We start from the raw sequence: 18,770 nt of genomic DNA on the forward strand, positions 1-18,770 counted from the left end.
CACAAACAGCCAGCCCCGGGAGACCGGGGCTGGCTGTTTTGTATAGCTGCAATGTTTTAGCCTTTTACAGAACCCAGCAGGGCTCCTTTGGTGAAGTGTTTTTGTACGAAAGGATAGGCGAGCAGCATTGGAACGGTTGCGACTACGATAACCGCCATCTTGATGGTTTGAGCAGGTGGGATAATATCAACAGAAGCATTATCTCCCTGCATCCCGCTGGCGACGATAACAATTTGGCGCAGCAGGACTTGAATAGGCCACTTAGTGGAGTCTGTCATATATAAAACTGCACTCATATAAGTGTTCCAGTAAGCTACCCCGTAGAACAAGGAGAGGGTCGCGATAGATGGCATCGCCAGCGGAAGCATGATTTTGAAAAATACACCAAAATCATTAGAGCCGTCAATCTTCGCTGATTCCTCTAGCCCTTCCGGCAGCGCCTGGAAGAAATTACGCATAATGATCAGGTTAAAAGCATTGATCGCAACAGGCATGATCATGGACCAGTAGGAATCGATTAATCCGAAATATTTAACTACCAGGAAAGTAGGGATCATTCCCCCGCTGAAGAGCATGGAGAACACGATTACGAAATTGATGAAATCTCTTCCGTATAGATATTTTCTAGATAATCCATAAGCCATTAAAGAGGTAAGAACCATACTGACAACTGTACCCACTAAAGTTACACCGATAGATACGCCAAGCCCTTTAAAGATAGTAGGCGTTGACAGTATATAACGGTAAGCATCCAAAGAGAATGTCGTCGGGAACAGGATGAAGCTTTTTTCTACTACCTCTTGTGTTGAAGCAAAGGAACTGGCAAACACATTGACAAAGGGTAAAAGACAGGCTAGGGCAATGAGTGTAAGCAGTGTGGTATTTACAATAGTAAACAGCCGGCTACCCATAGTTTCTTTTTTAAAAGATGATTGCGACATGCAGATATCCTCCTTGTAATCGTTTCATTGAAACTTTAACAGGGGTCTGTTATTCCGTATATAATCATTAGCTTGGGCTTTGTTTTGGGAGGAAAAAGCGTGATAAGGCATAGATGATCTTTATGTATTGTAGTAATCACTATAAGATGCACGGGTCTGGAAAACCTTATAGCTGTAGGGTTCTTGGAGTATCAGTATCTGATGATTATATACGTAATGGACGAATGATCGTAATCTGGGAATCGTAAAGAAACGCGATCAAGGAGGCCGATCAGGTGAAAGAGGCAAACGTCACCATGCTGAACACGAAAGTTAATCCATTAAGAAAAAAGCGAACGGGGCCTAGCTGGCTGAGTTTAAAAAGAAACAAGTTATTGTATCTAATGATACTCCCGGGATTTTTGTATTTTGTTATTTTTAAGTACCTGCCTATGGGCGGTCTTATCATTGCATTTCAGGACTATCAGCCGTTTCTGGGTATAGCGGATAGCCCGTGGGTTGGGTTTAAGCATTTCGTCCGATTGTTTACAGAACCTACCTTCTTTATGCTATTGAGTAATACACTTATCTTGTTTGCATTAAACATTTTTATTTTCTTCCCGCTACCTATTATAGTGGCGCTGATGCTTAACGAAGTTCAGCACAAGTTATTTAAGAGCACCATTCAAACGATTATTTATATCCCCCATTTCATGTCATGGGTTATCATCGTCTCCATTTCCTATGTATTTATGAATGTGGATGGAGGGGTGCTGAATGAGATGTTGGCGGCCTTTGGGATGCAGAAGATCAGCTTTTTGACTTCTCCCGAGTGGTTGCGTACCGTGTATATCGGACAGATCATTTGGAAAGAAATTGGTTGGTCAACCATTATTTATTTGGCAGCCATTACCGTAGTGGATACGCAGTTATATGAAGCAGCTGAGATGGATGGAGCGGCAAGATTGCGCAAAACATGGCATATCACCCTGCCGGCGATTCGTCCAATCATTATTACCTTGCTTATTCTGAAGATTGGCCACACGCTGGATCTGGGCTTTGAGCATATGTACTTGCTGATCAATTCCTTGAACCGCGAAGTTGGAGAAATTTTCGATACCTATATCTATACAGCTGGTTTAAAGAACGGACAATTGAGTTTCAGTACAACAGTAGGTCTGTTCAAGGGTGTGGTTGGCTTGATTCTCGTTATGCTGTCGAACAAGTTAGCTAAAAAAATCGGCGAAGATGGTGTTTATTAGGCTTCACAGTATGCTGAATTCTTACCTCTGCCTTAAGGGCAGAGGTGGAAGATACAACAACAAATACATTAGTAAAAGGGGTAATGTTGATGAATCGCAATTACAAAAAAATTGCAGCCTTAATGTTGTGTAGCGGGTTAGTACTCACTGCATGCGGAGGAGGCAATAACGCGAAGGAGTCAAATTCTTCAAATGGGGGAACGAATTCAACTGCTAAAACAACTGCTGCACCTGCAGATGTGCTAGATGCTAAAGCAAAGATTAGCTGGCTGAACATTTTACAAACGTCTACAACACCAACGGGTCCTATTCTGGAAAAAATTGAAGAATTAACGAATACAGAGATTGAATTCTCATGGATTCCGGATCCTTCCAAAGAAGAACGTATTAATACTTCGTTAGCATCGAATTCCCTAGCGGACATCGTTACCCTGACTATTCTTGATAACTCTTCTGTACGTAATGCACTGAAGGCCGGTATGTTCTGGGAAGTAAGTCCTTATCTTGATGAGTTCCCGAATTTGGCTAAAATTTCACAGGATACACGTACATCGGCATCGATTGCAGGTAAGCTGTACGGGGTTCCTTTCCAGAAGTCCTTGGCTAGAAACGGCGTTGTTCTCCGTAAAGATTGGCTGGATAAGCTTGGACTGCAGGTTCCAAAAACAACAGATGAGTTGATGGAAGTTGCGAAAGCGTTTACCGAAAAAGACCCTGATGGTAATGGCAAGAAGGATACCACAGGCTTCATGGACCGCAGCGATCTTGTATATGGAGCATTTAAGACGTTGGGCTCATACTTTGGAACACCGAACTATTGGAGCGTTGACGATGCGGGTAAAATGACACCTGAGTTCGATACAGAGGCTTATGTTAAAACCATGGATTATATGAAGACTCTTTATGATGGTGGGTATATCAATCAGGATTTTGCTGTGACGGCTAAAACAGATCAGCAGCAGAATTTTGCGCAAGGAAAGGCTGGAATTTATGTGGGTGCCTTGTTTGACAGCAAGAACCTGCTAAATCTGTCTAAGGGCATACAGGATGGCATGGATTTGGTTATGGTTAACGATATCACTTCCACTGGCAATGAAGCAGATCGTGCCATCTGGGCTGGTAATAACGGAATTGGGGGACTGCTGTCTTTCCCGAAATCCGAAGTTAAGGATGAAAATGAGTTAAGACGGATCCTGAAATTTGTTAATGATCTTATGAATGAAGATGTCTATGGCTTGATGACCTACGGTATTAAGGATGTTCACTACACAATTGATGGAGAACAAGCGGTTACGATTAAGGATACGGATCTCTGGAAGCAAGAAGTTCAGCCATTTTCGGCATCTCGTCCATTAGAGAATGGGTTCATTATCCATGATGCTGATCCACTCAAAGTTGAAGCTGATAAGCTGATCGTTGAGAATGCTAAATATGCTGTACTGAATCCTGCTTACTCTCTGGAATCTGAGACCTATTCTACTCAAGGATCTGAATTGCAGAAGATTATGACAGATGCCACTTATAAATATATTCTTGGCAAAATTGATTTGAACGGATTTAAAGCTGAGGTTGAAAAGTGGAAGAAATCCGGCGGCAGCAAAATCATTACTGAATATGAAGCTGCTTATAAAGCTGTAAATCCTTAAGAAGTACTACAGACTATATTCTAAGAAAATAGTAGATGGGTCCTAAATGGGGAGGCTGCGTTTAGGACCATATCTATTCAAACAGGAGGAAAAAATGAAAGACAACAATGCACTTAGGAGTATGGGCTGGGGTGTTCGAATTGCAGATTCGATTATGGAGCGAACGCCAAGATTATATGAGGATAACGGATATCATGGAAAATGGTCTTATGATTATGGAGTCATCTTGAAGGGTTTTGAGCTGCTGTGGAGACAGACCGGGCAGGTTAAATATTATCAATTCATCAAAGATAATATGGATTATTTTATTGAGGAAGACGGCTCTGTGAAGGGGTATCGCCTGAGCGAACATAATATTGATCACTTAAATAACGGGAAGATCCTGTTTGTGCTCCATAAAGAAACTGGGTTAGCGAAATATAAAATGGCAGCAGATTTATTAAGAAAGCAGATAACAACGCATCCTCGAACCTCGGAAGGTGCGTTTTGGCATAAGAATGTATATCCTTATCAGATTTGGCTGGATGGCTTGTATATGGGCTCTCCTTTCTATCTGGAGTATTTACTTGAGTATGAAGGCGGCAAGGGTCTGGACGATGTGACCCGGCAATTTATTCTGTGCGAGCGTCATACCAAGGATACTGAGACGGGTCTCCTGTTTCACGCATGGGATGAAAAGCGGGTACAGCCGTGGTGCGATCCTGAAACGGGGTTGTCTCCGAACTTTTGGGGGCGTTCGCTGGGCTGGTATGTGATGGCGCTAGTGGATGTACTCGGCATGCTCCCTAAGGAACACGCGGATTACGAGATCTTGGCACGTATTCTGACAGATACGCTGACAGCGCTTCGTCAGGTTCAGGATGCTGATGCCGGAGTCTGGTATCAGGTTGTAAACATGGGCGGCCGTAAAGGCAATTATTTGGAGGCTTCTGCCTCAAGTATGATCACCTATGCAATGGCTAAGGGCATTCGGATTGGTGTACTGGATGCTAGTTGGTTCGAGACACTTGACCGTGCTTATCAAGGCCTTATTACTGAATTTGTGCTGGAAACCAAAAATGGCTGGGTTAACCTGAATAAAAACTGCCAGGTCGCTGGACTCGGTGGTGAAGACCGGAGAGATGGTACTTACACCTATTATATCAGTGAACCGATTGTTACCAATGATCAGAAGGGGCTTGGCGCATTCCTCCTGGCTTGCGGAGAATATGAATATTTGCAGCGTCCTGCCGTGACGAAAGGGAGCGAGTGAAGCGCATGTCTATCTACAATATAAATGACTACGGAGCACATCCTAATAGTGCAGAGCCTTCAACGGAAGCGATAGCCCGTGCCATTCATGCGGCAAGCGAGGCAGGGGGAGGAACAGTTTATGTTCCTTCCGGGCACTATCAGACAGGCGCTATCTTCATGAAAAGCAATATTGAGCTACAGCTTAGTCCTGGAGCTGAGCTTAGCTTCAGCTCTGATCCTAACGATTATCCGGTGGTGAGTTCCCGCTGGGAGGGCGTGAAACAGAACGTCCATGCTTCATGTATTTTTGGAATAAATCTAGAGAATGTATCGGTTACAGGTGCAGGCAAGCTGGATGGAAGGGGCGCACCTTGGTGGGATAAACATCGGAATTCTCCTGATTCACTGCTGTATCCCCGCCCGAAGCTTATCAGCTTCGACAACTGCCGTAGAGTTACGCTCAGAGATCTGACACTCGTAAACTCCCCAAGCTGGACTGTGAATCCTATTTGTTGCCAGGATGTTACGATTGATAATCTGTCGATCTATAATCCGGCGGATTCGCCTAATACAGACGGCATTGACCCAGAATCCTGTGTGAATGTCCGCATCAGCAACTGCAATATCGATGTGGGTGATGACTGCATCGCCATTAAAGCAGGGACGGAGGATACGAAGGAGCGGGTTGCGTGTGAGAATATCACGATAACTAACTGCACGATGATTCATGGTCACGGCGGTGTGGTGCTGGGAAGCGAAATGAGCGGAGATATCCGTAATATCGTGATCAGCAATTGCGTGTTCAAGCAGACAGACCGCGGAATTCGGCTGAAGTCCAGACGCGGGCGCGGAGGTGTTGTCGAAGATATTCGTGTCAGTAATATCGTGATGGAGGACGTGATCTGTCCGTTTATTCTTAATCTTTATTATTTCTGCGGACCACGTGGTAAGGACAAATACGTATGGGACAAGAATCCTTATCCGGTGACGGAGGAGACCCCCTGCTTCCGACGGATTCATTTTGCTAATATTACTGCTCGGAATGTTCACGCTGCTGCAGGTTTTCTTTACGGCCTTGCGGAGCAATACATTTCAGAAATTACCTTTTCCGATATTGATATTTCCATGGCAGAGAATGCAATCCCTGGTCGTCCAGCCATGATGTCAGGAATCCAGGATATGAACAACCGTGGGTTCTATCTTGGCAACGTAAGAGATATCCGCTTCCGCCAAGTGACGATCGAGAATCATGAGGGACCGGCTTTTTATATTGAAAATGGAGAAACGGTAGATATCACCGGTTGCCAATCGAGAAACACCCGTAAAGTGGAAGAATTAGTACAGCAGGTGACCGTTATCCCGTCACAGGAAGATCTAAGTGAGCAGACAGACTGATAATTGAACAGGATAGACTGCAGATTTGCTTAGGGTGAAGGGTGCGGATGTATGGAAATAGGAAGGAGTATGAAGATGATTACAGATAATATTCAGACTGGAATTATTCACAATCCCATATTAAAAGGCTTCAATCCTGACCCTTGTATTGTAAGAGCGGGGGAGATGTATTATATTGCTGTTTCTTCTTTTGAATGGCTGCCCGGTGTAAGGGTGTATCAATCAGCGGACTTAGCAGACTGGGAGCATTGCACAGATATTCTGACTCATCAGGTGGATCTGCGGGGAAATCCGAAAAATTGCAGTATCTGGGCTCCACAGCTTAGCTATTATGACGGTTTGTTTTATCTGATTTATACCGATGTTAAGAGCACTAAAAGGCCTTTTAAAGATTGTCATAACTATCTGATCACTGCGGAGGATATTGAGGGACCTTGGTCTGACCCGGTATACCTGAATAGCAGCGGGTTTGATCCATCTCTGTACCATGATGAGGATGGGCGCAAATGGCTGCTGAATGAGCTGTGGGATTACCGGATTACGGAAGGCAACAAGTCCTGCGGAATTGTAATTCAGGAGTACGATCCAGAGCAATGCCAATTAATAGGTGAACCTGTGAAAATCTTTGATTGCACGCCGCTGAAGAAGACGGAAGCGCCGCATATTTACAAGCGGGGAGGTTATTACTACTTAATTACGGCAGAAGGTGGCACTGGATCGGGGCATGCCGTAACCGTAGCGCGCTCCAAGGCGCTGCTGGGTCCGTATGAGGTGGATCCGCTCAATCCGATGTTGACCTCACGGGATAATCCCGAGCTGCCGCTTCAATGTGCCGGCCATGGAAGTCTGGTAGAGACACCAGAAGGTGAATGGTATATGGCCCATTTGTGTACCCGCCCCCTGGAAGGCGAATACGCCATACTGGGGAGAGAGACTGCCGTTCAGCAGGTGCACTGGAATGAGGAGGGCTGGTTAAGACTAACCTCAGGCGGAAATGCGCCACAGCTCAAGGTACCAGCACCTAAAGGAACGAAGGTCCTGAAACAAGTGCGGACGCTTGAATTCGAGGATGATTTTAACGGCCCGGAATTGAAAAAGAACTGGAATACACTGCGGATTCCTAGGAATGAAAGCTGGTGTTCCCTTGCTGAAAGACCGGGCTGGTTAAGAATCAGGGCCGGGGAATCCGTGCAGAGTCTGTTTGAGCATCATATTCTGGCTATTCGCCAGACGGATATAAGCTTCCGCGCCGAAACAGCGCTTGAATATGAACCGAATACTTATCTGCAGATGGCAGGACTACTGTTATACCTGAATGAAGATAACTATCTTTATGCGTATATCAGCCATGAAGAAGGACGTGGCAAGGTGCTGCGGTTAATGCGCTGTCAGCGGGATGAATTCACTGCGGAGCCTGTAATGATTGAACTAAATGCAGGGGAGACAGTGCGGATCGCGGTTGAGGTGCAGGAAGTGACTGGGCAATTTGTTTATCTTAAGGGTGACGATACGGAGTGGAAGCCACTTGGCGATCCGCAGAATATCAGCTTTTTATCGGGAGGCTTCACTGGGAACTTTGTTGGCATTGCGGCGCATGATATGCAGCAGTTCGGTGGCAGCAGTGCTGATTTCGCATATTTCCGTTATCAGGGCAAGGAATAATACACACGGCTTTACTAAGGAAGGGGTTGCTCTGAGGACAGGGCCCCCTTCTTATTCCAATAGATATTAGGAGGTCTTGTATGAAGAAAAAATGGTTATCTGGGGCGCTGGTCGCGAGTCTTCTTGCAACATGTATGCCATTTGGTGGTGTCGAGGCCGCTTCTTTGGAAGCGCTTCCTGCCTTTCCGGGTGCGGAAGGCGGCGGCAAATATGTAACCGGCGGAAGAGCTCAACCTGTGTATGAAGTGACGACGTTGGCTGATTATGGTATCAAGGAAACTCCGATCCCCGGCTCCTTCCGCGATGCGGTAAGTCAAAGTAATCGGACCATTGTTTTTCGAGTGGGGGGAACCATCCATCTGAAGGAATCCCTCAAGATTACCGGCTCAAATCTGACGATTGCCGGGCAAACGGCTCCAGGTGACGGAATTACAATTGCCGACTACACAACCTCTGTTGAAGCTGACAATATTATTATGCGCTATATGCGTTTCCGGTTAGGCGACCGGGTAGCTAGTGAAGATGATGCTTTTGGATCAAGGTACCATAAGGATCTCATTATCGATCATAGCTCATTCAGCTGGTCGGTGGATGAAGTGGTCAGTCTGTATGACAACGAGAATACTACCGTACAATGGTCGATATCCGCTGAAAGTATGCTGATGACGACTCACCAGAAGGGACGTCACGGCTACGGAGGAATCTGGGGTGGGAAAAATGCCAGTTTCCTTCACAATCTGATTGCTCATAGCACCAGCCGCAACCCCCGTTTGCCGACGGTGACCAAATTGGTGGATCTGACGGAAATGTCTAATAACGTTATCTATAACTGGGGATTCGCTTCGACCTATGGTGGGGGAGCAGAAGATTATCGATATAATATCACTAACAATTATTATAAAAATGGTCCAAACACCTACACCAGTGTAAAAAATCAATTGTTTGGGGAAGTGTCTCCAGAAACCCGGTTGTTTATAGATGGGAACATCATGGATGGTAATCCGAAGGTTACCGAAGACAACTGGAAGGGTGTGCAAAAGTATTCGAATATCTCTAAGCTTGCGGAGCCGGCAAAGATGCCTAACCCATATACGGCAGTGTCGGCGGAGGAAGCCTACGCAAATGTAATGGCTGATGCTGGTGCCACTTTGCCAAGACGTGATGCTTACGATGCGCGTGTCATTAATGATGTGAAGAATCGCACTGGACAGCATATTAATTCACCTATTGAAATAGGCGGTTACCCAGACTATACAGAGACAGCTTCCAATGTAATCGACATGGATCATGACGGTATGGATGATAGCTGGGAGATTGCTAATGGACTAGATCCTACCGATCCTGAGGATGGCAAGAAGTCGACGTTATCTTCGGAGGGATATACAAATTTAGAAGTGTATCTGAATGATCTCATTGTGTTAGGGAAATCAGGGTATGAGCATACGGACAATCCTGTAACCGCTATCAATTATCCTGTGAATAACCAAATCATAGAGTCAGGCAGCGAGGTGAATGTTACAGCTTCTGCCAGTGATAGCGATGGTATTGCTAAGGTGGAATTTATCGTTAATGGTGTGAAGCAAGACGAAGCTACCACAGCACCTTATAGTTTCAATTGGAACAATGTGCAGGATGGTACCTATTATCTTGTTGTTCAGGCTATAGACAATAAAGGGCTCAAGACACAATCCGATAACGTAGCTATACATGTCAACACCTCTGGATCCGTTCTTCCGTGGACTTCAGTGGATGTTGGTGGTCCAGGGATAGCGGGAGTGACTACACTTCATCCAGATAGCGGGAAAATTACGCTCAAATCGGCTGGACTTATCGGAGCTACATCGGAGAGCGAAACTGCTGTTGATAACTTTCAGTTTGCTTATCAAACCCTGACAGGCAATGGTGAAATTATTGCTAGAATCGACTCCGTAACGGGAACTGATGATTATGCCAAAGCAGGTGTCATGATTCGTGATAATCTCAATGACAATTCTAAAATGACGATGCTGGCAATCCCTTATGTCAAATATGGCAAGAAGGGAGTTATGATTACCCGCTCCACCACAGGAGCCAAGGTGGTAAAAACAGAACCGGACAGTTTCATCAATACACCTTATTGGGTGAAGCTGGTTCGTCTTGGTAACGAAGTGACAGGTCTGGTATCGCCGGATAAAGTAACATGGAGCAAGGTAGGCACGGTGAAGCTTGACCTGAATGATACGGTTTATTTTGGTCTTGCAGCCGATGCTGCTAAGGTAGATAACGAGGTTAATCGTTATAATGCGTCTGTCTTCAGTGAGGTGGAGCTGAAACCGCTTAGTGATCAGTTTCCTGCCGCACCCCGTGGACTTACAGCCACAGCCGGTGAAGAGAAAGTGAAGTTGAATTGGGAGGACGTTGCTTCTGCCAAGTCGTATAGTGTTAAACGTAGCGAGGTTTCCGGCGGTCCCTACAAAACGATTAATACTGAAATTAAAGATAGCTTGTATACTGATTCCGGACTCAGCTCCGGAAAAACTTATTATTACGTGGTCAGCGCGGTGAATGAGCTTGGTGAAAGCTTTGATTCCGATGAGGCCAGCGCTACAGCTGAAGGTGAAGCAGGTAATGTCTATTATGTGGATGAAGACTTCGAGCAGGTTGCCGTAGGTGTGACACCAGAGTATTATGATGTAACTCCAAATCCACAGACTGAAATTCAAAAGGTTATTGTATCTCCCACACCGTCTGACAGTAAAGGGAATACGTCAGATCAAGTATTGAATGTGTTCGATGGTGCGAACGGCAGCGTGCAGTTTATCCGCAAATTTGCGCCAATTACAGGTGCACTGGTTATTGACACTGACTTTATGTTTGCGACAGAATCGGGAACCTCGGTGTTCCTGCAGGCCCAGAGTACAGATGGAAGCAAAACGGCATTCTCCATTGAGAGCAGAAAGCCAACGCTTCCTGAAGCTACAGGTAAATATACGCTAACCATGAGCAGGGGGAGCAGCCAGTATCATCAACTGATGAGCTCTTATTCCCTAAAACAATGGTACAACCTGAAGCTAAAGGTGGATGTGAACAACGATAAAGTGGATGTATATATCGATGATCAGCCTGCGGGCTCTTTTCCGTTCACAACCACGAATTTCGCCAGCTACGGCATTGGGCGTATCTTGTCCAAGACACCGGGCGGCGGCTCAGGAAATTATTACTTAGACAATTTAAAGATCTATGTTGAGCCCATTGAAACACCGCTTGGACTGACTGGGCTTCCAGGAAACCAAGCAGCCCAGCTATCATGGCCTGCTCTTGAAGGCGCAACTTCCTACAATGTTAAGAGAAGTCTTAAGAGCGGGGGGCCTTATGAGACTATTGCCAATGCTATTACAGAGACATCATATATTGATAATGAAGTTACCAACGAAACTACCTATTATTATGTTATCTCGGCGACGGCGCCCACTGGTGAATCGGGAAATTCCAATGAAATTAGTATTACCCCATCCGCTTTGGCGGTGAAATTGCCTGCGCCAGAATCGTTTGCTGCTGTAAGTCGGAATGCACAACTGGATCTCAGTTGGAAAGCTGTGGAGAATGCAGCCAGCTACAGCATCAAGAAGTGGAATGAGACTTCAGGTAGCTATGAACTCGTGGCAAAAGAAATCACCGGCACAACTTACCGCGTCGGAGGTTTGGCCAACGGGCAAACCTACCGTTACGTCGTAGCTGCAACAAATGTGGCCGGGGAGGGAAAAGAATCAGCGCCTGTTGAAGCTACTCCGGAATCTCCTTTGGGAACACCTGTCGTTTCCACGGAAGCTGGTGACAGTGTAATGAAACTAAGCTGGCTAGCGATTGAGGAGGCGAGCCAGTACATTGTCAAACGTGCCTCATCGGCGAATGGTCCTTATGAAGTGCTCGGGTCTGATTTATCAGACACAAGCTTTACTGATGCTGGGCTCGTAAACGGAACACCGTATTATTACAAAGTCAAAGCAATAAGCGGTACCCGTAGTAGTCTAGATTCAGCTGCTACCCCAGCGGTTCCATACAAGAATTCCGGCCAGCCGCAGGCTCCACAAGGAGTTAGCGTTGAGCCTGGCAACACTGATATCCATCTGACTTGGAATGTAGCTGATGGAGCTAGCAGCTATCAAATTCTACGCTCGGAGAGCGGTGGCAGCTATGCGGTCGTGGCCGACGGCATCGAAGCAACAGATTATACCGATAAAGGCTTGAGCAACGGGACTGCCTATCAATATGCGGTAATCGCCATCGGTGATAAGGGTGCCAGTCTTCCATCCGAGGTGGTCAAGGGAATTCCAGCTCCTGTCATTATTGTTGCTCAGAATGGGACAGGAGATTATAAAACGATTAATGACGCTATTCAAGCAGCACCTGATAATAGTGCCCTAACCACGATTATTAAAGTGAAGAACGGCACGTATAAGGAGAAGGTGCTTGTACCTTCTAGTAAGATGAATATTAGTATCATCGGTGAGAGCCGGGAAGGTACCGTACTTATTAACGGTGACTCCGCGAAAACCATTGGCTCAGATGGTAAAGAAATGGGCACCAGCGGCAGCTATACATTAAAGGTTGCGGCAACTGATTTCACACTGGAGAACATGACGGTTGAGAACAGTGCTGGGCGGGATGCCGGTCAGGCAGTCGCTTTATATGCTGAAGGAGACCGGGGAGTGTACAGAAATGTTAAACTTCTTGGATATCAGGATACCCTGTTCGCAGACAAGGGAAGAGCTTATTTCGTCGACAGCCATATTGAAGGTACAGTGGACTTTATCTTTGGTAATTCCGCTGCTGTATTCGAGAATAATGTGATTCAAAGTGCGGGTGCTGGCTATGTTACTGCGCCTTCCACGGCAACGGGTAAGCCTGGTTATGTGTTCATCAATAATCGACTAACTGCCAGTGAGGGCGTTGCTGCTGGAACCGTTGATTTAGGCCGGCCATGGAGAGAATATGGCAGCTCTACCTTCATTAACACGGAGATGGGAGCTCATATTCGTGCTACTGGCTGGCATGAATGGTATGAAGGTCGTTCCAAAACTGCACGGTTCTCTGAGTTTTTAAGTTACGGAGAGGGGGCTAATGCAGCTTCACGTTACAGCTGGTCCAAACAATTAACAGCAGAAGAGGCAGCTGCCTATACGATTGAAGCTGTGCTTGGTGGAAGTGATGGCTGGAATCCACAGCAATCCAAGATCTTAGTGGATCAAGAGCAGATACCTGCGGTACAAGTCTCTTCAATTACTGTAACGGGTAAAGATGGAATTAGCAGCATTGAGTCGAAGGGCGGTGCCTTGCAGCTGCAAGCCTCTGTGCTTCCAGAGAATGCGACGAATCCTAAAGTTATCTGGACGGTAACTGAAGCAGATGGGATAACCTCTACGGATAAAGCGGTTATTAATGAGAAGGGCTTACTGACAGCTAGAAAGAACGGTAGCGTACAAGTAACTGCGCGAGCTCTAGATGGAAGTGGAGTATCCGGAAGCCTAGAGATTAATATCAGCGGACAAGATGAGATTGCCCGTAATCTGCCCGCTGCAACGCTGAACGGACCGGTCACAGTGGTGGCAGGACAGGATTTCACTTACCGTGTAGGGCTTACAAATGTTACTACCTCCGTCTACAAGGAAGTGTATGCTGTAGACTTTACCATGGCATATGACGTATCTGGTGTGGAATTCATATCCGCTCAGACCTTGCCAGACGGATTCAGCATCACTCATATTAATGAGGACAGTCCAGGTCTAATAACAGTTAGTGTAGCTGGAACGGAGGCAGGAAATATCCTGACCGATGATGCGGAATTCTTAGAAATCATCTTCAAAGCGAAGAAGACAAACCGTGAAATCGCCGTGCCGCTTGGATTTATTTCTTTCCGAGGATCCAACACAGATGTTGATTTTGACATCCTGCATGAGGCACAATCGGTTGTTCATGTCATTCCTATATCCGTCATGGAGATAAAAGTCTCCTCCAAAGATAATGTGAGCGAAATCAAGTCAGGGCAAACCCTGCAAATGGCAGCTGTAATCCTGCCGGACCATGCATCCGATCCAGCAGTGACCTGGTCAGTAGTGAATGAGGATGGATCAGCTACTGAGCGAGCAACTATTACGGATACCGGCTTGCTCACTGCAATTGCAGCAGGCAAAGTAACGGTGAGAGCGACAGCTAAAGATGACTCCGGTGTTGTAGGTACGATGTCCATTGAGATTAAGGCAGAATCGCAGGTTTCAGAATCGGGCGGTACTTCATCTTCAACGACAGTCAAACCAGTGAAACAACCGGAACCAACTGTGAACGCAGATGGAGTTACTCTTTCCGTGACAGCGGATGTGAATGGTAAAGCTATTGCAGAGGTATCCTCGACGATTCTGCAACAAGCAATTGGCTCAATGCAGAATGGAGTGTTGAGAATCACAGTGAAGCCATCCTCTGCCAGCTCGGTGGTTGAACTGACCTTGCCAGCTCGTGAGTTGGCTGGAGCGGGAGCAAAAGCAATTCAACTTTTGGAAATAGACATGGGATTGTCTACGTTCCGAATAAATGCTGACCTGCTTCTTGCGATGGCAGGATCTGACGCCGCAAGCGTTAAGCTTGTAGTTGGCAAAGTTGACGCGAAGACACTGTCGCTTCAGACGGATGTCGGGGATATTTATGAGTTTAAGTTCTTTGTTGATGGCAAACAGTTTGACAGCTTTGGGCGTGGACTGAAGGTTGAACGGGATTACAAACCAAAGACAACTTCAGGTGTAGAACAAATAGTAGCCTACCAAATCCGTGAAGACGGGACTGTAGAGGTGGTTAGAAACTCCCAGTTTAATCCGACAACTGGCAAGATCATCTTCAGACCAGACAATTCCAGCAGATTCGCAGTAGGATATGCGGAAAATTCCTTTAAGGATATCGCTGGACTAGGCTGGGCACAAAATAGCATTCAAGCCCTTGCCGCCAGAGATATTCTGAATGGCACCGGAGATCATAACTTCGGGCCACAGCTGAATGTAACTCGGGCGCAGTTCCTGAAGATGCTGATGCTTGCACTAGAGCTGGAGGAAGGTAGTGCGGCAAGTACATTTAAGGATGTTTCGCTGGATGCTTGGTACTACAGCTCCGTTGCTGCTGCTCAGAAGCTAGGAATTATTCAGGGCAGATCTGATGGAACCTTCGGTGCTAATGAAACAATCAGCCGTGAGGAAATGGCGTTGATGGCTTATCGTGCAGCACAACTCGCCAAACTTACGGTCGTGGGAGTGGACCAGCCAGTGAGTTTCAATGATGCCGCTGACGTTTCATCCTACGCTCGTGAGGCTGTACAATTCATGAGCGGAGCAAAGATTATTCAAGGTGTAGGCAAAGATAACTTTGCACCTAAAGCCAATACAACTCGTGCTCAGGCAGCTGTTATTGTCTATCGATTGTTCCAGCTAAATCCTTAAATTTCAAGTTGACACCCTGTGTGATTTATCATATTATGATTGGAGTTGTTATAAGTAAATAAACCAAACTCTATCCAGTGGATGGAGTGGCGGAATTTTGTCAAAGATGTATTCTTTGGTTTCAATCGCCCCTTGTCATTTCGATGACAAGGGGCTTTATTATGTTAATGAGCTTGCTCAAGAGAAAGGGAAGAGGTTTACGATGAATATGAAGTTATTCAAATATGCTTTACTAGTTTTTTTAGGTGCTTGTAGTTATGGCTCACTCTCTACGATCGTCAAGCTTGGAATGAACGATGGCTTTAGAATGAAACAATTGGTAGGATCACAATACTTTTTTGGATGGTGTATGCTGCTCTTGCTGGTCTTATTATTTTCTCGAAAGAAATTAGGGCTAAAAACAGGCGGGAAATTATTAGCCGCTGGGATCACCATCAGTTTAACTGGCATATTTTATGGCTTCGCCGTTGAACAATTGCCTGCTTCGATTGCGATTGTACTGTTATTCCAATTTACTTGGATCGGTGTAATTCTGGAGGCGGTTGTAGATCGAAAACTTCCTAGTCGGGAAAAAGTGATTTCGATGGTTATCCTTCTAATTGGTACGGTATTAGCGGGGGGCATCCTTGAGCCGAGTGTAGGTGGAATCACGACCACTGGTGTGGTTTTTGGCTTAATGTCAGCCGTGTCGTTTGCCTTCTATATTTTTGTGAGTGGAAGAGTAGCTACGCAGGTACCTGCCGTTAATAAAAGCTTGTATATGACCACTAGTGCAATGGTTATTATTATGACTGTTTTTTCTCCTTCGTTTTTATATGACGGTGCGATTAGCGATGGGCTTTGGAAATACGGCCTACCTCTAGGTTTGTTGGGCATCGTAATTCCAGTTCTGTTCTTTTCGATCGGGGTTCCGAAGCTGGGTTCAGGTCTAGGCGCGATTTTAGGGGCAGCGGAGTTACCGGCAGCTGTAGTAGCCTCCGTGTTAGTTCTGCAAGAAGAGGTATCATTACTTCGCTGGATCGGGATTATCGTAGTTCTGATCGGGATCGCAGCTCCACAAATCCTCCCGATGGGGACAGGGAAAAAGTCACCCAAATCATCACCGAAGCAATCACTTCGTAAGGTAGAACTTTAATCGGCAAACTGGCATCGATGGTATGATCTGATCCTGAGAGGATTAGATTATCTATCGGTGTTTTTTTTGTGGAAAAAAAGATTGGTGTTAATTTTTCTGGTATCGATAATGGATGTCTAATATATAGTGGTTCTATTCTTAACTAAATGGAGATGACCACTTATGAACACTAAAAACTATGACTATTTTAAAACGCTGCATGATCAAAAAAATCCACTGATTCTGTACAACTGCTGGGATGTAGCCTCGGCTAAAGCAATAGAGCAAGCTGGATCAAAGGCGGTAGCAACTAGCAGCTATTCCATGGCGGAAGCGTGGGGATATTCGGATGGTGAACAGCTTACATTTGAGCTTATGCTTTGGATGATTTCAAAGATTGCCGAACGAGTAGCGGTTCCATTGACCGTAGACATCGAAGGTGGATATGCTATAGATGAGGATACTTTAGCGCATAACATGGAGCAGTTATTTCAATTAGACATCTGTGGTATCAATTTTGAAGATCAGATTGTAAATCATCCTAACAATGAACTATGGGAGACCAGCGAACAAAGCCGTAGGATCAAAACCATACAACAAGTAGCCTCCAAACTGCAAAAGCGTGTGTTTATTAACGCTAGAACGGATATTTTTTTCAAGGATAAGGAACATTCGATGGATCTAGTGAATCAAGCTATAGAACGTACCTATGCTTATGCTGACGCTGGAGCGGATGGGATTTTTATACCGGGGCTCGCTGATCCAAGCTTGATTGAACAATTTGTCAAAAAATCGCCACTGCCTGTGAATATCATGGTTATGGACGGTATGCTTTCAAATCATGAATTGCAAAAAATTGGCGTGAAACGGATTAGCTATGGCCCGCGTAGTTTCTTTCAGGCACAACATAATCTTCAGGAAAATGCCCGGCAAACGCTTGATGCCTCAGGACTTTATTTAGAAATGAGCTAACCATACTATGATAACTAATGAGCAGGATATCAATAAATATTATAAGATGCTGGTCGAGAAAAACTCGAATTATGAGGGCGTATTTTTTGTAGGAGTGAAAACAACGGGCATCATGTGTAGGCCAACTTGTCCCGCTAAAAAGCCATTAAAAGAAAATTGTGAGTTTTTTGCTACAGCCAAGGAAGCCTTATTAGCTTCATATAGACCTTGTAAAAGGTGTCAGCCGCTATCCAATCCAACAAAAATGTCTCCTGAAGTAAAGCTGCTAGTAGAGGCTATTGAGAGCAATCCGGAACGAAAATGGACAGATAAAGATTTTGATGAGCTGTCTATTAGTGCAAACACGGCACGCCGCCAATTTAAGAAACAATTCGGGATGACCTTTATCGAATATGCACGTTCTAGACGTTTAGGACTGGCATTCAAACATATTAGGAATGGGGATTCAATCATTAACGCACAACTGGAAAGCGGGTACGATTCGAGCAATGGGTTTAGGGATGCCTTTTCACGAACGATGGGGACTGTCCCGAATCATTCCAAGCAGATTAAAGTGCTGTACTGTACTTGGATAGAAACGATATTGGGTTCCATGCTGGCCATCTCCGATGAAGAGAGTCTTTTACTGCTGGAATTTGTGGATCGCAAGGGTCTTGAAAATGAAATCAAAAGATTACGCACTCGCCTAAATGCAACTATATTACCTGAAAAGGTAGCCGTCCTTCACCAAATTGAGGAGGAATTGAAGCTGTATTTCACAGGTGAACTTACGGAATTTACAACGCCGGTTCGTTATCTGGGCTCAGACTTTCAGCAAAAGGTGTGGAATGAACTCCGGAAAATACCTCTGGGACAGACAGTTTCTTATAAGGAGCTTGCAGAGAAAATCAACAATCCCTCTGCTTGCCGCGCTGTAGCAAGGGCGAATGGTACCAATCAACTCTCAATCTTGGTTCCATGTCATCGAGTGATAAACAGCAATGGTGAATTGGGTGGCTATGGAGGCGGGCTTGCCAGAAAAGAATGGTTAATCAAACATGAGTCTAACCGCTCCTTAAATCAGAATAATTTCATTTAAACTACTTCTCTCTATTACGTAGAATGTGATG

The 18,770-nt window shown here is 45.4% G+C and carries 10 protein-coding genes; 9 read left to right on the forward strand and 1 reads right to left on the reverse strand.

The features are described from left to right. Nucleotides 1-56: 56 nt before the first annotated feature. Nucleotides 57-941 carry a carbohydrate ABC transporter permease gene (locus MKY63_RS14840; RefSeq protein ID WP_036685426.1) on the reverse strand — a complete coding sequence of 295 codons (885 nt, stop codon included), beginning with the start codon at nucleotides 939-941 and terminating at the stop codon, nucleotides 57-59. A 275-nt stretch (nucleotides 942-1,216) separates the two neighbouring features. On the opposite strand from MKY63_RS14840, the gene MKY63_RS14845 reads away from it, so the two are divergent. The 9 genes from MKY63_RS14845 (at nucleotide 1,217) to MKY63_RS14885 (ending at nucleotide 18,739) form a co-directional block, all read left to right on the forward strand. Further along, nucleotides 1,217-2,182: an ABC transporter permease subunit gene (locus MKY63_RS14845; protein WP_036685424.1), complete on the forward strand. Its 966-nt coding sequence runs from the start codon at nucleotides 1,217-1,219 to the stop codon at nucleotides 2,180-2,182. Between the two features lie 89 nt (nucleotides 2,183-2,271). Continuing rightward, complete coding sequence (locus tag MKY63_RS14850) at nucleotides 2,272-3,828, forward strand: extracellular solute-binding protein (protein WP_036685421.1); 1,557 nt, start codon at nucleotides 2,272-2,274, stop codon at nucleotides 3,826-3,828. Between the two features lie 94 nt (nucleotides 3,829-3,922). Continuing rightward, complete coding sequence (locus tag MKY63_RS14855; RefSeq protein WP_076098812.1) at nucleotides 3,923-5,080, forward strand: glycoside hydrolase family 88 protein; 1,158 nt, start codon at nucleotides 3,923-3,925, stop codon at nucleotides 5,078-5,080. Between the two features lie 5 nt (nucleotides 5,081-5,085). Then, nucleotides 5,086-6,456 carry a glycoside hydrolase family 28 protein gene (locus tag MKY63_RS14860; RefSeq protein WP_076098811.1) on the forward strand — a complete coding sequence of 457 codons (1,371 nt, stop codon included), beginning with the start codon at nucleotides 5,086-5,088 and terminating at the stop codon, nucleotides 6,454-6,456. A gap of 75 nt (nucleotides 6,457-6,531) precedes the next feature. Then, a complete protein-coding gene (locus tag MKY63_RS14865; RefSeq protein WP_076098810.1) occupies nucleotides 6,532-8,118 on the forward strand; it encodes a glycoside hydrolase family 43 protein in 1,587 nt (528 codons plus the stop codon). 80 nt (nucleotides 8,119-8,198) lie between these two features. After that, nucleotides 8,199-15,575, forward strand: coding sequence for a pectinesterase family protein (locus MKY63_RS14870; RefSeq protein ID WP_076098809.1), 7,377 nt, complete (start codon nucleotides 8,199-8,201; stop codon nucleotides 15,573-15,575). Nucleotides 15,576-15,783: 208 nt separating this feature from the next. Continuing rightward, entirely contained in the window at nucleotides 15,784-16,710 is a 927-nt protein-coding gene (locus MKY63_RS14875; protein ID WP_036685626.1) for a DMT family transporter, read from the forward strand. Nucleotides 16,711-16,872: 162 nt separating this feature from the next. Next, entirely contained in the window at nucleotides 16,873-17,661 is a 789-nt protein-coding gene (locus MKY63_RS14880) for an isocitrate lyase/phosphoenolpyruvate mutase family protein (RefSeq protein ID WP_051491382.1), read from the forward strand. 7 nt (nucleotides 17,662-17,668) lie between these two features. Continuing rightward, on the forward strand, nucleotides 17,669-18,739 hold the full coding sequence (locus MKY63_RS14885) for a trifunctional transcriptional activator/DNA repair protein Ada/methylated-DNA--[protein]-cysteine S-methyltransferase (RefSeq protein ID WP_038573239.1): 1,071 nt from the start codon (nucleotides 17,669-17,671) through the stop codon (nucleotides 18,737-18,739). The last annotated feature ends 31 nt before the right edge of the window (nucleotides 18,740-18,770 follow it).

The organism is Paenibacillus sp. FSL R7-0189 (genome assembly GCF_037969925.1).
Taxonomy (GTDB): Bacteria; Bacillota; Bacilli; order Paenibacillales; family Paenibacillaceae; genus Paenibacillus_AQ; species Paenibacillus_AQ odorifer.

Excerpts from the sequence above, each read along its gene's own strand:
- MKY63_RS14860 (WP_076098811.1), top strand. The coding sequence starts at position 5,086 with ATGTCTATCTACAATATAAATGACTACGGAGCACATCCTAATAGTGCA.
- MKY63_RS14880 (WP_051491382.1), top strand. The coding sequence starts at position 16,873 with ATGAACACTAAAAACTATGACTATTTTAAAACGCTGCATGATCAAAAA.
- MKY63_RS14885 (WP_038573239.1), top strand. The coding sequence starts at position 17,669 with ATGATAACTAATGAGCAGGATATCAATAAATATTATAAGATGCTGGTC.
- MKY63_RS14865 (WP_076098810.1), top strand. The coding sequence starts at position 6,532 with ATGATTACAGATAATATTCAGACTGGAATTATTCACAATCCCATATTA.
- MKY63_RS14840 (WP_036685426.1), bottom strand. The coding sequence starts at position 941 with ATGTCGCAATCATCTTTTAAAAAAGAAACTATGGGTAGCCGGCTGTTT.
- MKY63_RS14855 (WP_076098812.1), top strand. The coding sequence starts at position 3,923 with ATGAAAGACAACAATGCACTTAGGAGTATGGGCTGGGGTGTTCGAATT.
- MKY63_RS14875 (WP_036685626.1), top strand. The coding sequence starts at position 15,784 with ATGAAGTTATTCAAATATGCTTTACTAGTTTTTTTAGGTGCTTGTAGT.
- MKY63_RS14850 (WP_036685421.1), top strand. The coding sequence starts at position 2,272 with ATGAATCGCAATTACAAAAAAATTGCAGCCTTAATGTTGTGTAGCGGG.
- MKY63_RS14870 (WP_076098809.1), top strand. The coding sequence starts at position 8,199 with ATGAAGAAAAAATGGTTATCTGGGGCGCTGGTCGCGAGTCTTCTTGCA.